The sequence below is a fragment of the Pseudomonas algeriensis genome (assembly GCF_048847255.1).
Taxonomy (GTDB): domain Bacteria; phylum Pseudomonadota; class Gammaproteobacteria; order Pseudomonadales; family Pseudomonadaceae; genus Aquipseudomonas.
Genome location: NZ_JBKKRK010000001.1, coordinates 523,165 through 544,218, shown reverse-complemented (window position 1 = coordinate 544,218; position 21,054 = coordinate 523,165). Strand labels below are relative to the sequence as shown.

Genomic DNA, 21,054 nt, shown 5'->3' with positions numbered 1-21,054 from the left:
ATTGATTTCGGACGCTCCGGGGGAAGCCGTCCGTTATGGCAGCAGCAACGTGAACAAGCGCGGGCGACGGCTCTGGTGGTCGTCTTGCCCGGGAACGGCAGCACAGCGGTCCGGCGGTGTTACACCGCCGCGGTGACGATCAGTTCCAGCAGGATCTGCGGGTCATCGAACGCCACCTGTGCGGTGGCCCGCGCCGGGGTATGCGCGGCCTCGACCCAATCACTCCACAGCGCATTCATCGCGGCGAAATCGCGCCCCATGTCTTTCATCCAGATTTGCACGCTGAGCAGCCGACGTTTATCGCTACCCGACGCGGCGAGCAGTTCATCGACCCGTTGCAGCACCTGGCGGGTCTGGCCCTCGATGTCCTGGCAACAATCGGCGGCGACGATGCCGCTGAGCCAGGCCACGCCGTTGTGCACGACGCTACGGCTCAGGCGCGGGTTGCTTTCGATACGTTGGATGGTCATGACAGTTGCTCCAATGAGTGGCTTTCGCCGGCCAGTTGGGCCAGCGTGATGGGTTTGAGGGGCGCACGGATGCGGTAGTCGCCGACCTCGGCGGGTGAAACCCGGCGATGGGCGGCGATGATCTGCGTGACAGTCAAGCCACACTGGCGGCCCTGGCACGGGCCCATGCCGCAGCGGCCGAAGGCCTTGGTCTGGTTGGGCCCCAGGCAGCCGAGGTCGACATGACGGCGGATATCACCGGCGCTGACTTCTTCGCAGCGGCACACCGTGACGTCATCGGCGGGAACGCAGCTCTGCGTCGATGGGCGATAAAGGGCATCGATCAATGGCCGCGCCGCACGGGCGCGGCGTAATGCCTTCTGGACGCGACGCGCGGGCTCCTGACATCCGGCCACGGCCAGCGCCGCCAACCGCCCTTCGAGTCGCGCCACCTGGGCGCCGCCGATGCCACCGCCGTCACCGGCAATGAAGATGCCAGGAGCACTGGTTTCGCCAAAGCCATTGCGGCGCGGGACCCAGCACAGCTGCGACTCGCTCCAGTCATGTTCCAGGCGCAGCGACCGGCTGACCTGCGTATGAGGGACCACGCCCTGGTGCAACAAAATCAGCTCGGCACCTACCTGGTGATGCCGCCCGCCACTGTCGAAACTCAACGCCCTGGCACGATCCTCGCCCTCGATGCGCAAATGAGCGGCACCGCGAAAATGGCGGATACCGGCACGCTTCAATTCAGCCAGTAACCCCGCCCCCTTGAGCAAGTCACGCCAACCACGGAGCGCCCCGGGTATCTCACGCCAGGCCTTGATGAGATCGCGCCGATGGCTGGTATCGACCAGCGCGTCGATGACGATCCCGGCCCGCAGGTACTGCACTGCCAGCAGGTACAACAGCGGACCACAACCTGCCAGAACCACGGGCCCGGCCGGAACCATCGCCGCGCTCTTGAGCAAGATCTGCCCCGCGCCGGCGGTCATCACCCCGGGCAAGGTCCAGCCGGGAATCGGCATCGGCCGTTCGAGGGCGCCGGTGGCAATCAGCAGATGGCGCCCCTGCAAGACTCGCGCACGGCCGTCGATCAGGTAATGAACCGCGCGCTGCGGTGTGACTTGCCAGATTGCCGCGTTGGGCAAATAGCGGGCTCCACACTGCATGAATTCCGCCGCCAATCCAGCGCCCACGCGGTAATCCTCACCCAGGACCGCGCGGCTGCGGGCATCGGCGTGAAGGACCTGGCGATAGATCTGCCCGCCGGGGCTGGCCTGTTCGTCCAGTACCACCACTGACAATCCACGGGACCGGGCTTCGAGCGCCGCGCTCATGCCGGCAGGTCCGGCGCCGATGATGACCAGATCGATCGCGACGTTACTCATCGCTTTGCTCCCGGCCCGTTACCAGGCTGGCGGCGCCACATTGACGGCGCACGCGCATGCCGGCGCGCACGGCCACCAGGCAGGATTGGACGTTGGCCTGGTCATCCACCTGCACCAGGCATTCGAAGCACACGCCCATCATGCAATACGGCGCCCCGGGCCTGCCGTTGATGGCGCTTTCGCGGGTATGGCGGACGCCGCTGGCGAGCAAGGCGGCCGCCAGCGAGACATTCCCCGGCACGCTCAACGGTTGGCCTTCGAATTCGATCAACACATTGTGCTGCGCAGCGGCCAAAGGTCTGAAAAGGCTGTCAGCCAGCATGGCGTACCTCCACGGATGAGCTAAAGCGGTGCAAGCCGAATGGCTTCACGGCCGGGTCATCGAATTCACCGGCAATCCACGGGGCCAGGCGCAGGGCATGAGCGGCGGCCAACGTCACACCACTGTGGCAACTGACGACCGACAGCCCGGGGCAGCCCTGGTACATTTCGTAGATGGGGAACCCGTCCGCGCTCATCACCCGCAACGCGCCCCAGGCACGCACCAGCCGCACGTCACCCAACAGCGGGAAACATTGCACCGCGCGCCTCGCGATAGCAGCCATGACTTGGCTACCGGTGCCATCGTCGAAACCTGCCGATTCATGGGAATCGCCCAATTGCACGGTGCCCTCGTCGGTCTGACGCACGTAAGTGGTGGGGTAATCGAGAAAGGGCTTGAGGCGCTCGGTCACCAGGATCTGCCCTCGGTTCGGTTGCACGGGCACATCCAGACCAACCATTTCACCCAAGCTCCGATTGCCCAGGCCAGCGGCCAGGACAACCTGCCGGGCCGACCAGTGCTGGTCGCCGGCACGTAGCCGAAAACCACTGGCATCGGGTTCGATTGCATCGACGTGATGACCATTGATCAACGTTACGCCCCGGGCCTGGCATGCGGCGTAGAGCGAACGCAACAGTTTCAACGGATTCACATGACCGTCCATGGGCGAGAAGCAACCGCCCACCACGTCTGGCCCGATGCCGGGCAGACGGCTGCGCAGTTGTGCCGGTGCCAGCAGTTCGTAGGGGTAATCGCCGTCAAGGGCTTCGCGCAGCCAGCCAAGGCGCGCGGCCTCCTCGGCCATTTCCGCGTCGCTCAGGCACAGTTGGAAACCGCCCTGCTGGCGCAGGTGGATATCGATGCCGGTATCGGCCTGCAACGCAGCGGCGAAGCGTGGCCACAGCGCCACGGACTCACGGGTCCATTGCGCATAAGGACTCATCCCAAAACCCTTGCCCTGGACCCAGAGCAAACCGAAGTTGCCCCGGGCGGCGCGTATGGCATCGTCGCCCTCGTCGAGCACACTCACCTGGCGTCCGAGCAGGGCCAGGCCATAAGCGATGGACATACCTACCAACCCACCGCCGACGATGATGACATCAGTTTTTTGCATGGCAGCTCTTTACCGTGGAGGTGCTTCTCGCAGGGGGCACAGGCCTTTATTTCGGACACATGCTTTGATGGACAAGATGCTAGGGCGCTGCCGCGCTCGTGAAAAATGCTTTATTTTGTCCAGTTCATGTCTTTTTGTTATGGATAGGTAAGCCCATGAACCTTCGTCAGCTCGAAGCCTTTCGCGCAGTGATCCTGGGGCAGACGGTGACCCGCGCCGCCGAGATGCTGCACATTTCCCAGCCCGCCGCGACCCGGCTGATCGCCAGCCTGGAAGAAGACATCGGCTTCAGCCTGTTCGACCGGATCAAGGGGCGGCTGCAACCCACCGCCGAAGCCATGACGCTTTATCAGGAGGTGCAGCGGTCGCTGCTGGGCGTGGAACGCATCGCGCGGACCGCACAGGACATCCGCAACCTCAAGCGCGGATCGCTGCACATCGCCTGCGCGCCGGCCATGGGCTTGTCGTTCCTGCCACGGGCCATCGCAGCGTTCATGGCCGAGCATGACCAGGTGCAGGTTTCCCTGGTGGTGCAATCCTCGCGGGAAGTCGTGGACCTGGTGGTGGGCCAGCGTTGCGACCTGGGCTTGATCGTCCTGCCCAACACCTACCCGAGTCCCCGCGCTGAAAAACTGCTGGCGACACGGATGCTCTGCGCCCTTCCCGCTGGCCATCGTCTGACGGATCGCCGGATGATCGTGCCGCAAGACCTGCACGGTGAGCGGTTCATCTCCTATCCGCAGTCCATTGGTTCTCGCCAGCACATCGACGCGATCTTCGCCGCACACGGCGTGGAACGTGAATTGCGCCTGGAGACGCAGCTTTCCCAGCCCATGTGCACCTTCGTCGAGCAAGGCCTGGGCGTTGCGTTGGTGGACGCCATCAGCGCGGTCGAATACCGGGGCAACGGCATCGTCTTCCGCGCCTTCGAGCCGGCGATTGAAATGGACTTCAGCATGTTGCTGCCGATTCAGGGACCCTTGTCGAAATTGCAGGCGTGCTTTCTGGAACACATGCAGCGATTCATCGAGGCGCAGGTGCCGGCGGCGTATCGGTTTTAGCTGGCTCAATGGATCCATTGGGCAAATCAGTGAAGACTTGATGGATCACTAGACACCAAAACTGAACTGCCGCAAAAACCGTGGGGGCCTCAATCCGTCGTGCTCGCCGCCAGCACCCCCAGCGTGCGACGCTCGGGGTTCCAGATACTCAGGCACCAAACGCCCCACCATTCCATGCCATCGTCGAAATAATCACTCCAGGGGTCCCGGGCCGGGTCGGGCTCGTCGCTGGCCAACCCGTTGAAGTTGAAATTATCGACCCAGTCCACCACCACCACGCGGGCATCCGGTGCAAGCCCCAACAGGTCAAGCCATTCCTTGAACAGCGCCTGGGGCGTGTCGTCAACGAAGCGAGTGCCATAGGGTGGCTCGCAGAACGCGTCGTACAAAGCGAAGGATTCCGGGTTTCGCCCGGTCTTTTCAACACGCACCAGTTGAAGGATCTCATCGCGCCCTAGCGCTCTGGGCCGGGCTTTGGCCAAGTCCCAGTTCATGTTTGGAGGCGGGACGTCGGCAACGGACGGATCCACGACCAACTGACGGTGCTGTTCGAACCATTGAGCCTTGATGTGCTGGAACAGCCGGTCTACCGCCTGGCCATGCAGCGCTTGGTCGACGGTATCAACCGCCTCGGGCGCGAAGACCAGGAAATCAAACGCGCAACCGGCTTTCTCCATCCGCTGGCGCAACGCATCACTGGTCGACTGTTCAACGATCCTCAACATGACGAGCTCCGCTAACCCTTGACGCACACCACTTGACGCAGTGTATGCAGCACTTCGACAAGTTCACGTTGTGCATGCATTACCTTTTCTATGTCTTTGTAGGCCATGGGGATTTCATCTATCACGGCGACGTCCTTGCGGCACTCGACATGGGCGGTGGCGCGCACTTGGTCGTCGACGGTGAAACGCTTTTTTGCTTCGGTGCGACTCATGACCCGACCGGCCCCGTGGCTGCACGAACAGAACGATTGCTCGTTGCCCAGGCCCCGCACGATGAAACTTTTGGCGCCCATCGAGCCGGGAATAATGCCCAGTTCGCCTTTTTGCGCCGATACCGCGCCTTTGCGGGTCACCAGCACCTCGCGTCCGAAGTGTCGCTCCCTCTGCACATAGTTGTGATGGCAGTTCACCGCTTCCAAAGCCACATCGAACGGTTTGCTGATCACCTGTCGCGTGGCCTGTATCACGGCGTCCATCATCAACGCCCGGTTCTGCCGGGCGAAATCCTGGGCCCAGCCCACCGCTTCGACGTAGTCATCGAAATGTCGGCTGCCTTCTTCAAAATAGGCCAGGTCTCGATCCGGCAGATTGGCGAGGTGTTGGCGCATATCGGCCTGGGCCAGCTGGATGAACAGGTTGCCGATGGCGTTGCCCACGCCCCGGGAGCCACTGTGCAACATGAACCAGACCCGATTGGCCTCATCCAGGCACACCTCGATGAAATGATTACCGCTGCCCAGGGTCCCGAGGTGCTGGCGATTGTTGGTGCGGGCCAGCTTCGGGTATTTGTCGGTAATCGCCTTGAACCGCGCTGCCAGCACGGACCACGCCTGGTCCGCGTGCCGTGGGACGTTGCTCCAGGCGCCTTTGTCGCGCCCGCCATGGCTGAGGCTGCGGCCATGGGGCACGGCTTTTTCAATGGCGCTACGCAGGGCCTGGAGATTGTCGGGCAGATCGGCGGCATCCAGTGAAGTACGGGCCGCAATCATGCCGCAACCGATGTCCACCCCCACCGCAGCGGGAATGATTGCCCCCACGGTCGGGATCACGCTGCCTATGGTCGAGCCCTTGCCGAGGTGGACATCGGGCATCACCGCCAAGTGCTTAAAGATAAACGGCATCTTCGCGGTGTTCATCAATTGCTGTCGGGCCTCGGGCTCCACCGGGACGCCCTGGGTCCAGAGCTTGATGGGCTTGCCGTTGGCGACTTCCAGCAGATCGTAGGTGTTTTCTTGCATGACCGGAGCACTGTCTGTAGGCGAACCGGCTTGATTGCCGGTTCATGATTTTCGACACCGGCCATGAACGCAGATTCAGGTGCGGTCTGTCGAATGCGATTGCGTGACGGGATGTGGCGAGCCTGCCTCGAGGCTGTGGCGATACTCGCTGGGCGTCTGGTTCATCTCGACGCGAAAGTGCCGATTGAAGTTGGACAGGTTGTTGTAACCGACTTCAAAACAGATGTCGGTCACCGCCATTTCGCTCTGCGACAGCAACCGGCAGGCGCGCTGGACCCGGAGCTTGCGCGTCAGGTCGATGAACCCGTGCCCGGTGATGCGTTTGAAGAACCGAGAGAACCCGGGCTCGCTCATGCCCAGTTGCTGGGCGATCTCTGACACTCTCAGGTCGCCCGTGAGTTCGGCTTGCAGGTATTCGAACGCTTTTTGGATGCGCTCCGAGCTGCGTGCGTCAAGGACCGGCGCATAGCAAGGACTGGCCAGGCATGAGGCCTCGCCGTCGCCGGCATGGCCAAGGGTGTCGAGCAGTTCGAGAAACAGCGCCAGTCGCGCCAGCCCCCTGGCCGGGCCGATCGCTTCGAGCAGTTGCGCGGCACGGCGCGCAGTGCCGCCGCTAAAGGCCAGGCCACGTCTGGCCCGCTCGAACAATCGCTGCAGATCCCCCAGTTCAGGTAAGGTCCGGCGCAACGACAACAGCGTGGCACCGTCGAACTGCAACACCACGTCGCGCCCGACCAACTGCTCCCCGGGTGCGACATCGCCGATCCAGTCGTGAGGCAAATCCGGCCCGATCATCGCCACATGGCCTGGCCCGAAAGGGCCCATGTAGTCACCGACCAGCAACCTGCCGCTGCCCTGGCGGATCAGGTGGATTTCAAACTCCGGATGATGGTTCCAGCGTGCCAGCGGATAGGGATAATCGTGTTCGTACCAGCGAAAACTGTGCTCGGGCTCGGTCAGGATGACTTCCAGCTCGGCAGGCCGGTGATCGTACAGCAGCGTTCGGTGGTCAGGCATGTCGCGCCTCTTTCTCGTTATTGCGGGCACCTTACGCCGAGTGCCTAGGGCCTCGCCAGCGTCGTCGCGACCGCGCACCGATACTTTTTTAACACGGGCGCTGGGGTAGTCGATCGCGTTAAAAAAGTATCAGTTTTCAGCCCCACTGGCGTTTGTCGGCTTCCGCCCGCGCTGCTGTAATCGGTCTGCCCCTAACAATGACAGGACTTCCCCATGAAACGACTGGAAGGAAAAAGCGCCCTGGTGACCGGCGCCGCCCGCGGCATCGGACGCACGTTTGCCCAGGCCTATATCAACGAAGGCGCGACGGTGGCGATTGCCGATATCGACCTCGAACGTGCCCAAGCCACCGCCAATGAACTGGGCGACAGCGCCTTTGCGGTCAAAATGGACGTGACTGACCAGGCGTCAATCGATGGCGCCATCGACGCAGTCGTGGCCCGTGCGGGCAAGCTGGATATCCTGATCAACAACGCGGCCCTGTTCGACCTCGCGCCCGTCGTCGAAATCACGCGCCAGAGCTACGAACGGCTGTTTTCCATCAATGTCGCCGGCACCTTGTTCACCTTGCAGGCCGCCGCTCGGCAGATGATCAGCCAGGGCCACGGCGGCAAGATCATCAACATGGCAAGCCAGGCCGGCCGGCGCGGCGAGGCCCTGGTGGCGGTCTATTGTGCCTCCAAGGCTGCCGTGATCAGCCTGACCCAGTCCGCCGGGCTGGACTTGATCAAGCACCGGATCAACGTCAACGCCATCGCCCCTGGCGTGGTGGATGGCGAACATTGGGACGGCGTCGACGCGCTGTTCGCGCGCCATGAGAACCTGCCGTTGGGAGAAAAGAAGCGGCTGGTCGGGCAACAGGTCCCGTATGGCCGGATGGGCACGGCCCAGGACCTGGTCGGCATGGCGATTTTCCTGGCGTCGGCGGAAAGCGAATACGTGGTGGCACAGACCTACAACGTCGACGGAGGCAACTGGATGAGCTGACGCGCTGGAAGTTTTATGGCCTTGAGACGACGAAAATGGACCTAATCGCCTGAAAATTGATCCGACTACTTGAGGATCGTCCCAAACGGTACCAAACGGTGCCGTTGCAAGGGATTTCAAGAGAGCGTGAATACCGTTGCCCCAGCGGGGCAAAAATTGCGCATCATAGGCGCCGTCCGCTCAAGGGAGATTTACATGCGTGCCATTTTTTCCGTCATGCGTCTTGCCGCGCTGTCGCTGGGACTGGCGTTTGCCACCAGCGCCGCAGCCACCGAGGAGACGCAACTGGTCGAGTCCATCAACCTCTACCGCAGCCAGTCCCAAAGCTGCGCGGGCCAGGCGTCCCTGGAATTGCCACCGCTGGCGATGGATTCGCGGTTGATCCTGTCGGCCAATGGCATTGGCGATCTGCAACAGGCGTTGGCGCGAGCAGCCTACCCGATGGTCAACGTGCAGGCCATCAGCCTGTCCGGGCCGCGCGACGCCCAAGCGGCAATGAAGGCTGTACAGGAAAGCTTCTGCCAAGTTGTGTTGGACCCACAATTTGTCGATATCGGCGTCAGTCGCCTGGACCGTGAGTGGCGCATCGTGCTCGCCCGCCCGCTGTTATCGGCGCGCCTGGGTGATTGGCAGGCCGAAGGGCAGAAATTGCTCAAACTGATCAACAGCGCCCGCGCACAGCCGCGCCGCTGCGGCACCGATGCGTTCAGCGCCACGACGCCGCTGGCCTGGAACGCCACGCTGGCCCTGGCCGCTGTCAATCACACCCGGGCCATGGCCAACAACAATTTCTTCGATCACAAGGACCGTGACGGACGCATGCCGGGCGATCGCGCTGAATTGGCGGGTTACCTGGGCCAGGCCATCGGCGAAAACATCGCCGCCGGCCAGGACACCGCGCTGAAGGTAGTGGACGGCTGGCTGGCAAGTCCGGGGCACTGCGCCAACCTGATGAATCCGCAATATCGCGAACTGGGCGCCGGGTATGCGGTGGACCCGAAGAGCGATGCGGGCATCTATTGGACGGCGATGTTTGGCACTCAGTAATTGTATTGATCGACCTTGCGCCTTCGCGAGCAGGCTCGCTCCCACATGGATTGCGGTTTTCCCCTGTGCAAGCGAGCCTGCTCGCGAAGGCCGCGCATCGGCCCTCATTGCAGTCGCAATACCTGCCGCACATGCCCCATGAACTGGCTCAACGACGGTGACGGGGCTACTGGCTTGCGCTGCAGCAGGCCAATCGAACGTTTTGCCGGTTGATCGATGGCGGTGACGGCGCATTGCTCGCCGATGTTGAACACCGCCGTGCAACTGGCCGGCAACAGCGAAAATCCCAGCCCTTCCCGCACCAAGGCCGTGGCGGTGCTCATATGCGCCACTTCCCAGGCGGGCAACGGATCGATATTCAGGTAACGCAACGCAGCGTCAGCCAGCGGCCGGATACTGGTGTCCGGCGTCAGGGCGATATAAGGCTGCTGCGTCCAATCGCGTTGATGATCCTTGTGGCTCAGCAGCACAAGGTTGTCATCCAACAGGCGCTCGAAGCTCAAGCCAGACAGGTCGTCCGGCAGTGAACTGATGCCGGCATCCACCTCGCCACGCTGCACCCAGCCCATGATTTCCCCCGCTCGGCCATCCAGCAGATGCACGTTCACGCCCGGATGCTCACGCTGGAAAGAAGCGATGACCACCGGCAGGAACGACGCGGCAGCGGTCGGCAACGCTGCGAGCCTGAGCGTGCCCCGGCTCAAGCTGAGGGTGTCGCGGGCGTCGCGCACGGCATCGTCCATGTCCCGAAGCATGCGCCGGGCCTGGGGCAGGAAATGCTCGCCGGCCGGGGTCAGCTCGACGCTGCGGGTGTTTCGCGCGAGCAATTGCAGGCCCATGCTTTCTTCGAGTTTGCGGATGCTGTAGCTCAGCGCCGGCTGGGACAGGTGCAGCTGTTCGGCGGTGCGGGTAAAGCTGGACGTTTCAGCGATCAGGATAAACGCACGCAACTGGCGGAAGGATACGTTCATGGCCCGCTCATAAAATTATTGGATCAATTGATTCTACCTTTAAAATTCACAGAACAATCCAGCCTCTCCACTATAGGGCCACCCTTCAGTGGAAAACGGACATGACAAAAACAATTCTCGTCGGGTGTGGCGCCGGTTTCGCCAATGACCGGCCTGACGCGGCCCTGCGACTGGCCCAGGACCTGGCACAACGCAGCGGCCAGCGGTACATCATGCTCGAGCTGCTGGCGGAGCGGACCCTGGCCGAAGCGCAACTGCGCAAGCGCCTCGATCCACAGGCCGGTTATTCCGCCCGGTTGTTCGATTTTCTCGAGCCCATGCTGGACCTTTGCATCGAAGCCGGGATTCCGATCATCACCAACGGCGGCGCCGCCAACCCGAGGGCGGCCGCCCAGCGACTGCGCGGAGCATTGGCCGGTCGTTTCCCTGGGCTGAAAATTGCCTGCGTGCTCGGCGACGACCTGCTTGAAGAAACACCGCCGCGCTATGAGCGATGGCTTTCGTCCGATACTCAACAGCCTGTCTCCGTGAACGTCTACACCGGCGCCGACGGTATCGTCCAGGCGTTGACCGACGGTGCCGGCATCGTTCTTTGTGGCCGTGTCGCCGACCCTTCGCTGGCGGTAGGCGCGATTCGTCATGGGTTGGGTTGGAGCGCCGACGATTGGCAGAAAATCGCCGTCGCCACGGCGGCCGGCCATCTGTTGGAGTGCTGTACCCAGGTCACCGGCGGTTATTTTGCTCATCCCGGGATGAAAGACATTCCAGACCCGGTCAATCTCGGTTGTCCGATCGCCGAAATCCACGAGGACGGCCGCTTGATCCTGGGCAAGACCCGCCACAGCGGCGGCCGGGTCAGCGAGCAGACCGTGAAGGAGCAGCTTCTTTACGAAGTCCACGACCCTCGCCGCTACCTGACGCCGGATGTTGTACTGGATCTGGGCGAAGCACGCGTGCAGGACCTGGGCGACGACCGTGTGGAGATCAGCGGCCTGCTCGGCCATCCGCGTCCTGACACGCTCAAAGGATTGGCGGGCGTGCGTGGCCTCTGGTTCGGCGAGGCGGAAATATCCTATGCCGGCCCCGGCGCCGTGGCGCGTGCGGCATTGGCGCGAGAAATCCTGCTGGAGCGTTTCGACCGGTTGGCGCCAGGCGTACAGCCCTGGATCGATCTTTCCGGCGTCGCCAGCCTGTTCAACGACCAGGGCGGTCGCTATCTGCAAAAGCAACTCGCCCAGGCACCAGCCCTCGAAGATGTGCGCGTGCGCATCGGCCTGACCCACACCGACCGGTCGTTGCTCGAAGTGCTGTTGGCCGAGGTGGAATCGCTCTACACCAACGGGCCAGCCGGCGGCGGTGGCGTTCGGCGACACCTCGTCGAGGCCGTCACCACTCGCAGTTTCCTGCTGCCGCGCGGTGAAATCCATACAACCCTGGAGTGGTACTGATGAACCTCGTCACGCTCGCCGATTTTGCCCACGCCCGTGCCGGCGACAAAGGCAACATTCTCAGCATCGCGGTGTTTCCCCATGACGCGGCCCACTACGCCTGGTTGCTGCGGGAGCTGACCTGCGAACGGGTGGCCGAGCAATTCGCCACGCGGCGGCCTTCCATGGTGCATCGCTATGAACTGCCGAACCTCAATGCACTGAATTTTGTCCTTGAAGACGCCCTGGAGGGCGGCGTGAACCGCAGTTGCGGCCTGGACCGCCACGGCAAGAGCTTGAGCTATCTGCTGTTGGCCCTGCACCTGCCAGGCCCGGGAGACTGATCGATCCTTCGCCCGCCCGAACCATCCGACAAGAATAAAAAGAGAGGCTGCAACATGATTACAACCCTGGGTTTTTTGATGATGCTTGCCATCATCGGACTGATATTGCTGCGCAGGATCAGCCCGGTGGTGGCGTTCACCACCCTCCCCGTGATCGTTTGTCTGCTCGCGGGGTTCAATCTCGGGCAGATCGGCGAATTCATCAAGGCGGGCCTGATCACGGTTGCGCCGACTGCCGCGCTCTTCCTGTTTGCCATCCTGTTCTTTGGCATCATGCGTGACCGGGGATTGTTCGATCCTCTGGTCAACCTGCTGATCCGCAGCACGGGCGGCAAACCCCTGGCTGTGGCGTTAGTGACCGTATTGGTGACGTCGGTGGTGCACCTGGATGGCGTTGGCGCCGCCACGTTCCTGCTGACTATCCCGGCGCTGCTGCCCTTGTACAAACGCTTGAACATGAGCCCGGCGATGTTGCTGTGTCTGGTGGGCACCACGGCGGGCGTCATCAATATGGTGCCTTGGGGCGGCACGACCGCCCGCGCCGCCGCGGTGTCGGGCCTGGACGCCACCGAGCTGTGGCTGGGCTTGCTGCCGGTGCAGATGGTGGGCCTGGTGTGCATGCTTGGGGTGGCGACGATATTGGGTATGCGCGCGCATCGTCGCCAACCGATGTCGCTGGGGGCGGCCGCAACGTGTGATGTAGACGGTCTGCAAACCCAGGATCGCGAATTCAGTCTTTCTCCCCGGGAGCCGCGCTACTGGCTGAACGTGGCCCTGACCGGTGGCATCCTGGTGTGCCTGTTCACCGGTATTTTCCCTTTGTATGCGTGTTTCATGGTGGGACTGGGCATCGCCCTGCCGCTGAATTTCCCATCCCTGGACGCCCAGGCCGAACGCCTCAAGGCTCATGCATCCGATGCACTGCAGATGGTCCTGGTGATGATGGCTGCCGCCGTCCTGCTGGGCGTGCTCTCCGGCGCGAAGATGTCCGACGGCATGGCCTTGGCGCTGATCGATATCCTGCCCGCGGGTTCTGCCCAATACCTGCACGTGATCGTCGGCTTCTTCGGCGTGCCCCTGGGCATGATTTTTTCGCCGGACGCCTATTATTTCGCCCTGCTACCGGTGATCAGGGACGTGGCCGCCGCGGCCGGCGTTCCCCTCGAAGCGGTCGCCCGGGCCATGTTGATCGGCGAGAACACCGGGTTCTCCATCAGCCCGGTGGTGCCCAGCGTCTACCTGGCGCTTGCGTTGTCCGGCGTCGAACTGCGCAAGCACATGGCCTATACGTTTTTCTGGGCCTGGGGCGTCAGCCTGGTGATGCTCGCTTTCGCCGTGGCAACCGGCGCGGTACAGGTCTGAGTTTCAAGGGTGGGTCTGGAAGATCAACGACCGATGCACCCCGGAGCCCGCCCTCACCCCATCACCAACGGCCAGCGCGACCGAGCCGAACGGCATCGCCGCGTCGCCACAAGCAAACACCCCGGGAATGCTGGTTTCTCGGGTCATCGGGTCGGCCTGGATGAACGCCCCGAGCGGGCCTTCTTCAAAATTGCAACCCAGGGATCTGGCAAGGGAACTGGCAACGCGGGTATGCGGCAAGACAAACAGGCCTTCAATGGCGATCACTCGCCCGTCCGCCAACACCACATTGGCCCGATCGCCTTCAATACGTTCGACACGTTCCGGCACCAAGGTCACACCGCGTTGCGCCAGGCTGTCGTGTTGCTCACGGTCAGGCTCGAACACACCATTGGTGAAAAACGTCGTCGGGCCCCAGTCGGGCAGCATCAAGGCATGGTGCAGCGACATCGGCGACGTCGCCAGCACACCAATCGGCCTCTGCTCCAATTCATAGCCATGACAGTACGGGCAATGGAAAACGTTTTTTCCCCAACGCTCCCTCAATCCTGGCACATCGGGCAACTCATCGATCACGCCGGTGGCGAGCAACAGGCGTTTGGCACTGTAGCGTTGTCCACGGGCCGTCTCGACGACGAAGCCGTCCGCGTCGCGGGTGGCGTGGATCGCGCTATCCGACAGCCATTCCACGGTCGGGTAAGCCATGAGTTGGGCACGGGCGTCACTGGCAATGTCATCCGGGGCGCGGCCGTCCTGTCCTAGGAAACCATGGGAAGTCGCTGCAAACCGGTTGCGACGCTGGTCGGCGTCGATTACCAGCACCTTTTGACGGGCGCGGGCCAATTGGAGGCCAGCGGACAGGCCGGCGTAGCTGCCGCCAGCGATGATGATGTCGTGTTCCATGGGGCGATCTCCGTTTTTCGAAGGCGTGGGATTTTCTCGAAACATCGTATGTTTCTTGAAAAGCGCCTGTCAATGGTCTCGTAACTTTTGCCATTACAGGCGATACTCCGCGCAGATTTACCTTCGGACCCGCCCATGAGAAACGACACCCGCCTATCACGCATGCTGCACGTCTTGATTCATATGGATCGCCACCAGCAATCGGCGACCTCCGACACCCTCGCCCAGATGCTGGGTACCAACCCGGTCGTGGTGCGCCGAACCATGGCGTTGCTCAAGGAACGGGGTTACGTCACTTCGGAGAAAGGCCATCGCGGTGGATGGAGCCTGGCTAAACCGTTGGCGGAGATGACGCTGCTGGACATTCATCAGGCGTTGGGCAGCACGTCGATTTTCGCCATCGGCCTGTCCACTGATCATCCGCAATGCCTGGTCGAACAAGCGGTGAATGCGGCGCTGACGGATGCGTTCGATGAGGCCCAGGCGTTGTTGCTTGAGCGTCTGGGCAGTATCACGTTGGCCCAGTTGGCGGAGGATTTTGATACGCGGTTTCGGGACGAGCCCAAGGTCGAGGCCCAAGGTCGAGCGTCACCTCTGATTCCTGGCGCACGCACATAAAAAAGCGCCGCTCAATGAGCGGCGTTTTTTTACCTGACCAGACAGCGTCCGGTTTACAGCGCCATGTCAGCCGCTGGATTGGATTGCCGAGCAGCAGCCGGCTGGGCCGGAGCTACAACGGTGCCAGCCTTGCCGATAGCCGGTGGCGGGTCCAGTTGCAGCACTTCGCTGGTGTAGGCCCATTCCTGCGCAACACGCTCAGGGCTTTCGTTCAGCTTGGTGCCGTAGCTCGGTACGATCTGGCGCAGTTTTTCCTGCCAGGCCGGGGTGGCGACTTTGTCCTTGAAGACTTTTTCAAGCACGGTCAGCATGATCGGCGCAGCGGTCGAGGCACCTGGCGAGGCGCCCAGCAGGCCGGCGATGCTGCTGTCCTGGGAAGCGACGACTTCAGTGCCGAGTTTCAGCACGCCGCCCTTCTCTTCGTCACGCTTGATGATCTGCACGCGCTGGCCGGCTTGCCACAGGCGCCAGTCTTCCTGCTTGGCGTCCGGGAAATACTCTTTCAGAGCATTGAAGCGGTCTTCGTCCGACAGCATCAGCTGACCGGCGAGGTATTCCACCAGCGGGTACTGTTCGATACCGACCTTGGTCATCGGCCACACGTTGTGGGTCGTGGTGCTGGTCAGCAGGTCAAAGTACGAACCGTTCTTCAGGAACTTGGTGGAGAACGTCGCGAACGGGCCAAACAGGATCACGCGCTTGCCATCAAGCACGCGGGTGTCCAGGTGCGGCACCGACATCGGCGGCGCGCCAACCGAAGCCTTGCCGTAGGCCTTGGCCAGGTGCAGCTGAGCGATGGTCGGGTTTTCGGTCACAAGGAACGAACCACCCACCGGGAAACCGGCGTATTCACGGGCTTCTGGAATGTCAGCCTTCTGCAGCAGGTGCAGCGCGCCGCCACCGGCACCGATGAACACGAACTTGGCGTCGGTTTCGGTTTCGGTCCCGTCTTTGAGGTTCTTGTACGAAACGCGCCAGGTGCCGTCTTCGTTGCGGGTGATGTCTTCCACTTCGCTGGAAAGCTTGAGGGAGAAGTTCGGCTTGGATTCCAGGTGAGCTGCGAACTGACGGGTGATTTCGCCGAAGTTCACGTCGGTACCCAGCGGACTCCAGGTGGCCGCGACTTTCTGGCTCGGGTCACGCCCTTGCATCATCAGCGGAACCCATTTGCTGATCTGCGCCGGATCCTCGGAGTACTGCATGCCGGCGAACAGCGGGCTGGCCTGGAGCGCGTCGTAGCGCTTCTTCAGGAACGCGATGTTGTCATCACCCCAGACGAAGCTCATGTGCGGCGTGGAGTTGATGAACGAGCGCGGGTTCTTCAGCACACCGTTCTTGACCTGCCAGGACCAGAACTGACGGGAGATCTGGAACGCTTCGTTGATCTCGATGGCCTTGACGATCTCGACCTTACCGTTCTTGTCTTCCGGCGTGTAGTTCAGCTCGGCCAGCGCGGAGTGACCGGTACCGGCGTTGTTCCAGCCGTTGGAGCTTTCTTCGGCAACACCGTCCAGGCGCTCGATCATTTCCATGGTCCAGCCCGGCTCCAGCTCATTGAGCCAGACGCCGAGGGTCGAACTCATGATGCCGCCACCAATGAGCAAGACATCCACTTTTTTCGGCTCGGCGGCGTGCGTGGTCGCAAGACCCATCGCCATCGCCAGGCCCAATAGCGCCGTGTGTGTTTTCTTCAACATGTGTGTATCCCTAGGATGGAACGCCATTCCGTCCTCCGATTTCGTTCAAGCATCAACCACACCCCATTGCGGCAAGGCCGGCGGGCGGGTATCGAGTGGACTGGAGGATGGACCTACAGGGGCCGAGCATATCGGCCTCACATTTATGTCTCTCCGGCGCTGACTTCTTGTAGGTCTTGGCTTCAGCTGGGTGAGGGACACTGCAAAACGGTCTGGATCGGGCCCGGCGTGGCCGTGCCCGATTGTCGCAGCGGGGGGAGTTTACAGAATGAACCAAACAGACCGAAGCGTATTTTTACATTCCAGGCAAAAACGCCGACCAAATGGCGGCGTTTTAATGGCTCGGTTGCGTCCCGCAAATATCGCGGTTTCGCCAAATCAGAGGTACTTGAGGAGCGAGATATCGCGACGGCGTTGTTTCAAGGCGGCGAACCAACGTGTTGGAAAAAACAGCACGACGGCCAGCATAACGCTCCACAACCAGACCATTGGCAAGTGATCGAAGCCGAAATACGCGCCCTGGTTGGTTCCCCACAAGGCGACCGCAACCAGGTACATGGCCTTCAGCACGTAGAGGTGCAGCAAGTAGAAAAACATCGGCGCGCCGCCGTAGATCGCCAGTTTCGCGATGCTCCCCCGCTCCTGGGCTTTTTCGAACAGGGCCAGCAGGATCAAGCCCAGCCCCAGCGTCGGCATGAGAAACATCAACGACGGCGGATATTTCGTCGCACTCATGAAACTCATGAATGTGCGCAACCCATCACCGGTCTGGACCCAGGGTTTATCACCGTAGACATTGACATAGCGGATCAACGCGAAGGCGATCAATAAGCCAAGGCCGACCATGAACAACCGCCGCAGGCGCACGGCCGGCTCCACGTCCTTGGCGAACCATGGCCCGATACCCCAACCCAGCAAGATCACGCCGATCCATGGCAGCACCGGATAGGTGGTGCGGGCCCGGGTGAACTCGGTGATATCGATGAACGCCCGCTGGTGAAGAATCGACCACGGCACGAAAAACGGTGAATCCGGCCCGAGCACGATACCGTCCAGCAGGTTGTGCCCGGCGACGATGGCGACCCCAAGCACAATCAGCCAGCTGCGCTTGAAATGCAGCAGCGCCGCCAGGACGATCATGCAGATCCCGATGCACCAGATCACCTGCAACCACAGCGTCTTCGGCGGGAACTCGGCGTTCCACGCGAAACACACGAACGTCAGTTCCAGGAACACCAGGAACAGACCGCGCTTGAGCAGGAACACCGAGGTCTGGCCGGCGGTGTGTTTCTGGCTGTAGAGCCATGCCGACAGACCGGTAAGGAAGATGAACACCGGCGCGCACAGCGTGCTGAGCAAACGGGTAAAAAACAGGTCCGGGGTCACGCTCAGGGCATCGATCGGATCAGTGACCTGACGATGCAGAAGAAACGTTTCGCGCACATGGTCCACCAGCATCAACAACATGACGAATCCCCTCAGGGCGTCGATGGCGAGCAAGCGTGTGGCAGCTGTTGCGGTGATGGATGCAAGGGTCGGCGCGATGGCAGCGGCGGCTGGGTTTGTCGCGCTTGAAGATAGACTCATGGCGGTACTCGGGCGGTCGTGGTCCGGACAAGGCAGATGAGAACACCTGCCAAATGAAAGCGGATAACATAACACGAATACCGGCAGATGCCTCGTTCTTGTGGGAGCGAGCCCGCTCGCGAAAGCGGCGTGTCAGCCCCATCGTTTCCGTTGACCCAGCGGCTTCGCGAGCAAGCTCGCTCCCACAAGGGTCTGTGTACGGGCGGGCTATGCGAGCAGCTGGCTTAGCACCGCCCGCAACTTTCCAGGCTTGACCGGTTTGTTCAGCAGCGGCGCGTTCAGTTTGCGCAAGGCGCGGCGGCATTGGTCGCTGCGGTCGGCAGTGATGATCACAGCGGGAATCGCCCGCTGGAAATGCTCACGCAGATGCCTGACCACCTCGCAGCCGACCACACCGTGATCAAGGTGGAAATCCGCCAGGATCAGTTCCGGGGCACGACCTCGCAGAACGTCGAGGGCAGCCGCTTGATCAGTGGCGGTCAGCACTTCACAACCCCACTGTTCCAGCAGCGCCGCCATGCTTTGCAGGATGCTCACTTCGTTATCGATGACCAACAGCCTTCGCCCCGGCAGCGGATTGCCCGCCACTGGCTGGACCGGGACCTGGGAAATAGGCAGTGGCCGCTCGGCCGACAGCGGCACGTCGATGCTGAACACCGAGCCGCGTCCCGGCCGCGAACGCACCTGCACCCGATAACCGAGGATATGGGCAATGCGTTCGACGATCGCCAGTCCCAGGCCCACGCCCTTGCGATCCGCCGCACGACCGACGTCCAGTTGGTTGAACTCCAGGAAGATCGACTCCAGGCAATCGGCGGCAATGCCTCGCCCCGTGTCCCAGACTTCCAGACGCAACCGCCCTCCCCGACGCCGAGCCGCCAGCAGGATGCCGCCCTGGTCGGTGTATCGGCAGGCGTTGCTGAGCAGGTTGCGCAGGATGCGAGTGATCAATCGCAGATCCGTCAGTACCGCGTCATCGGCAAACCGCACGCGCAATTCCAGGCCCGCGGCACCGGCCACCGATTGGAACTCGGACACCAGCGGCGCGAGTAGCTCATCCACTCGATAAGGCGCCAGGTCCGGCCGGACAGCAGCTTGATCCAGGCGGGAGATGTCCAGCAGGTCAGTGAGCAAATCCTCGGCGCCTTCGAGCGCCTGGTGGGTCCGCTCCACCAGTACGTGTTCCGGGGCGGGCAGTTGCCGCTCGCGCAACGTCGCAATCAGCAAGCGCGCGGCGTTGAGTGGTTGCAGCAGGTCATGGCTGGCGGCGGCCAGGTATTTGTCCTTGCTGCGGTTGGCCGCCTGGGCGGCGTCCCGGGCATCTCGCAGCTGTTGCTCGACCAGTTCGCGCTGGGCAATTTGCTGCTGCAGGTTGTGATTGGCCTCCAGCAACGCATCGGTGCGTTCGGCCACCCGTTGTTCCAGCTGATCATTGAGCTGTTGCAGGTGCCGTCGGGCCTGCTCCAGCTCATCGAGGCGCGCCGCCAGTTCAGGGTAGTGGCTTTTGCGTGTCGAGTGGTTGCCCAGCCCCAGCAAGCCTGCCAGGGCTTTTTGCTGCTCCTCAGAGGGCTTCGCCATAGACGACCTCGACATCCCGCTGGCTCGACTCTCGAGGGTTGGTGAGGATGCACGGATCGTCCATCGCATGTTGCGACAAGAATGGAATGTCCGACGTGCTGACGCCATGCAGTCCGAGGGTTTCATGGAAGCCGATGGTGTGCTTGAGGGCGATCAGGTGCTCCACCAACCGGGTGCGGATCTGCCGATGGTTGAGGCCCCGGCAATCGATGCCCAGGGTCTCGGCAATCACTTTGAAACGCTCCGGTGCCGAGGTGTAGTTGAACGCCACCACATGTTCCACCAACACTGCGTTGCACAACCCATGGGGCAGATCGAGGAAGCCACCCAGGCTGTGGGACATCGCATGCACGGCGCCGAGGATCGCATTGGAAAATGCCAACCCGGCCTGCATGCTGCCGAGCATGATCTTTTCCCGCAGGGCGACGTCCGCCGGGTTGGCGATCATCTGCACCAGGTTGTTGTTGATCAGCCGCATTGCCTCCAGGGCATGGGGATCGGTCAGCGGCCCGTGGCCCGTGGAGACGAACGCCTCGATGGCGTGCACCAGGGCGTCGATACCGGTACAGGCGGACAGGAACGGGTCCATGCTCAGGGTGGTTTCCGGGTCGATCAGCGACACGTCCGGCACCGCCGCCTTGCTGACGATGGAAAACTTCATGCGTTCCTGCTGGTTGGAAATGATGACGAACTGCGAGACGTCGGCCGAGGTGCCGGCGGTGGTGGGAATCAGGATCAGCGGCGGGCTGGGCACGTGCAGCGTATCCACGCCTTCGAATTCAAGGATGCTGCGGCCATGGGCAACCACGATCCCGATCGCCTTGCCACAGTCCATGGGGCTGCCGCCACCGACCGCGACGATGACGTCGCAATGGTTCTCGCGGTACGTCTCGGCACCGAGCATCACTTCCTCGACCCGTGGGTTGGGCGAGACGTCGCTGTAGAGGCAGTAATCGATGCCCTGGGCTTGCAGGCTGGCTTCGACATCGCCGACCCAACCGGCGGCGATGACCCCGGGATCAGTCACCACCAACACCTTGCGCGCGCCGAAGGTCTTGGCGTAGTTGCCGACGTTGTGCCGACATCCTGCGCCGAACATGATTTCAGGGGAAACGAACTTGCGCAGCGGGCTGAGGCTCATTTTTTCAGGGGGGCTCATCGGTAAGCCTGTTGTTATTGTCATGGGATACGTTGAGCCTAAAGCATCCCGCCATGA

The 21,054-nt window shown here is 62.2% G+C and carries 20 protein-coding genes; 7 read left to right on the top strand and 13 right to left on the bottom strand.

The window, feature by feature from the left end:
- Nucleotides 1-119: 119 nt before the first annotated feature.
- The 4 genes from ACLK1G_RS02210 to ACLK1G_RS02195 are packed head-to-tail and all read right to left on the bottom strand — an operon-like array spanning nt 120 to nt 3,276.
- A complete protein-coding gene (locus tag ACLK1G_RS02210; RefSeq protein ID WP_420763914.1) occupies nt 120-470 on the bottom strand; it encodes a RidA family protein in 351 nt (116 codons plus the stop codon).
- Entirely contained in the window at nt 467-1,840 is a 1,374-nt protein-coding gene (locus ACLK1G_RS02205; RefSeq protein ID WP_420763913.1) for an FAD/NAD(P)-dependent oxidoreductase, read from the bottom strand. Before ACLK1G_RS02205 ends, ACLK1G_RS02210 begins: the two co-directional genes overlap by 4 nt.
- Complete coding sequence (locus ACLK1G_RS02200; RefSeq protein WP_420763912.1) at nt 1,833-2,162, bottom strand: (2Fe-2S)-binding protein; 330 nt, start codon at nt 2,160-2,162, stop codon at nt 1,833-1,835. The genes ACLK1G_RS02205 and ACLK1G_RS02200 overlap by 8 nt, the downstream gene beginning before the upstream one ends.
- Entirely contained in the window at nt 2,152-3,276 is a 1,125-nt protein-coding gene (locus tag ACLK1G_RS02195) for an NAD(P)/FAD-dependent oxidoreductase (protein ID WP_420763911.1), read from the bottom strand. Before ACLK1G_RS02195 ends, ACLK1G_RS02200 begins: the two co-directional genes overlap by 11 nt.
- Nucleotides 3,277-3,431: 155 nt before the next feature.
- Between ACLK1G_RS02195 and ACLK1G_RS02190 the strand changes: the two genes are divergently transcribed.
- Nucleotides 3,432-4,337 carry a LysR substrate-binding domain-containing protein gene (locus tag ACLK1G_RS02190; RefSeq protein ID WP_420763910.1) on the top strand — a complete coding sequence of 302 codons (906 nt, stop codon included), beginning with the start codon at nt 3,432-3,434 and terminating at the stop codon, nt 4,335-4,337.
- Nucleotides 4,338-4,426: 89 nt separating this feature from the next.
- On the opposite strand, the gene ACLK1G_RS02185 is transcribed toward ACLK1G_RS02190, so the two are convergent.
- From ACLK1G_RS02185 to ACLK1G_RS02175, 3 genes are all read right to left on the bottom strand, one after another.
- The gene (locus ACLK1G_RS02185) at nt 4,427-5,062 is read right to left on the bottom strand and encodes a hypothetical protein (RefSeq protein ID WP_420763909.1); all 636 of its coding nucleotides are present in this window, start codon (nt 5,060-5,062) and stop codon (nt 4,427-4,429) included.
- An 11-nt stretch (nt 5,063-5,073) separates the two neighbouring features.
- On the bottom strand, nt 5,074-6,300 hold the full coding sequence (locus tag ACLK1G_RS02180; protein WP_420763908.1) for an RtcB family protein: 1,227 nt from the start codon (nt 6,298-6,300) through the stop codon (nt 5,074-5,076).
- A 75-nt stretch (nt 6,301-6,375) separates the two neighbouring features.
- Nucleotides 6,376-7,317 carry an AraC family transcriptional regulator gene (locus ACLK1G_RS02175; RefSeq protein WP_420763907.1) on the bottom strand — a complete coding sequence of 314 codons (942 nt, stop codon included), beginning with the start codon at nt 7,315-7,317 and terminating at the stop codon, nt 6,376-6,378.
- A 213-nt stretch (nt 7,318-7,530) separates the two neighbouring features.
- Here ACLK1G_RS02175 and ACLK1G_RS02170 point away from each other — a divergent pair, with 213 nt between their 5' ends.
- Nucleotides 7,531-8,304 carry an L-iditol 2-dehydrogenase gene (locus ACLK1G_RS02170; protein ID WP_420763906.1) on the top strand — a complete coding sequence of 258 codons (774 nt, stop codon included), beginning with the start codon at nt 7,531-7,533 and terminating at the stop codon, nt 8,302-8,304.
- 195 nt (nt 8,305-8,499) lie between these two features.
- A complete protein-coding gene (locus ACLK1G_RS02165) occupies nt 8,500-9,351 on the top strand; it encodes a CAP domain-containing protein (protein ID WP_420763905.1) in 852 nt (283 codons plus the stop codon).
- Between the two features lie 104 nt (nt 9,352-9,455).
- Here the strand turns inward: ACLK1G_RS02165 and ACLK1G_RS02160 are convergent, their stop codons facing one another.
- Nucleotides 9,456-10,322, bottom strand: a complete 867-nt coding sequence (locus tag ACLK1G_RS02160) for a LysR family transcriptional regulator (protein WP_420763904.1) — start codon at nt 10,320-10,322, stop codon at nt 9,456-9,458.
- Nucleotides 10,323-10,423: 101 nt separating this feature from the next.
- Between ACLK1G_RS02160 and ACLK1G_RS02155 the strand changes: the two genes are divergently transcribed.
- Genes ACLK1G_RS02155 through ACLK1G_RS02145 form a run of 3 tightly spaced genes read left to right on the top strand, consistent with a single transcriptional unit; the run spans nt 10,424 to nt 13,455 of the window.
- Nucleotides 10,424-11,770 (top strand): acyclic terpene utilization AtuA family protein, encoded by a 1,347-nt coding sequence (locus ACLK1G_RS02155; protein ID WP_420763903.1) that lies wholly within the window; start codon nt 10,424-10,426, stop codon nt 11,768-11,770.
- Complete coding sequence (locus tag ACLK1G_RS02150; protein ID WP_420763902.1) at nt 11,770-12,093, top strand: AtuA-related protein; 324 nt, start codon at nt 11,770-11,772, stop codon at nt 12,091-12,093. The genes ACLK1G_RS02155 and ACLK1G_RS02150 overlap by 1 nt, the downstream gene beginning before the upstream one ends.
- 54 nt (nt 12,094-12,147) lie before the next feature.
- Nucleotides 12,148-13,455 carry a CitMHS family transporter gene (locus ACLK1G_RS02145; RefSeq protein WP_420763901.1) on the top strand — a complete coding sequence of 436 codons (1,308 nt, stop codon included), beginning with the start codon at nt 12,148-12,150 and terminating at the stop codon, nt 13,453-13,455.
- Nucleotides 13,456-13,458: 3 nt separating this feature from the next.
- Here ACLK1G_RS02145 and ACLK1G_RS02140 read toward each other — a convergent pair whose 3' ends face one another.
- Nucleotides 13,459-14,358, bottom strand: coding sequence for an NAD(P)/FAD-dependent oxidoreductase (locus ACLK1G_RS02140; protein WP_420763900.1), 900 nt, complete (start codon nt 14,356-14,358; stop codon nt 13,459-13,461).
- Nucleotides 14,359-14,493: 135 nt separating this feature from the next.
- Here ACLK1G_RS02140 and ACLK1G_RS02135 point away from each other — a divergent pair, with 135 nt between their 5' ends.
- Nucleotides 14,494-14,976, top strand: a complete 483-nt coding sequence (locus tag ACLK1G_RS02135) for an Rrf2 family transcriptional regulator (protein ID WP_420763899.1) — start codon at nt 14,494-14,496, stop codon at nt 14,974-14,976.
- A 53-nt stretch (nt 14,977-15,029) separates the two neighbouring features.
- On the opposite strand, the gene mqo is transcribed toward ACLK1G_RS02135, so the two are convergent.
- The 4 genes from mqo to ercA all read right to left on the bottom strand — a co-directional run bounded on the left by mqo (nt 15,030) and on the right by ercA (nt 20,979).
- Complete coding sequence (mqo, locus tag ACLK1G_RS02130; RefSeq protein ID WP_420763898.1) at nt 15,030-16,673, bottom strand: malate dehydrogenase (quinone); 1,644 nt, start codon at nt 16,671-16,673, stop codon at nt 15,030-15,032.
- A gap of 378 nt (nt 16,674-17,051) precedes the next feature.
- Nucleotides 17,052-18,260, bottom strand: coding sequence for an acetyltransferase domain-containing protein (locus ACLK1G_RS02125; protein ID WP_420763897.1), 1,209 nt, complete (start codon nt 18,258-18,260; stop codon nt 17,052-17,054).
- A gap of 207 nt (nt 18,261-18,467) precedes the next feature.
- A complete protein-coding gene (locus tag ACLK1G_RS02120) occupies nt 18,468-19,838 on the bottom strand; it encodes an ATP-binding response regulator (RefSeq protein ID WP_420763896.1) in 1,371 nt (456 codons plus the stop codon).
- A complete protein-coding gene (gene ercA, locus ACLK1G_RS02115; RefSeq protein WP_420764037.1) occupies nt 19,822-20,979 on the bottom strand; it encodes an alcohol dehydrogenase-like regulatory protein ErcA in 1,158 nt (385 codons plus the stop codon). Before ercA ends, ACLK1G_RS02120 begins: the two co-directional genes overlap by 17 nt.
- Nucleotides 20,980-21,054 lie beyond the last annotated feature (75 nt).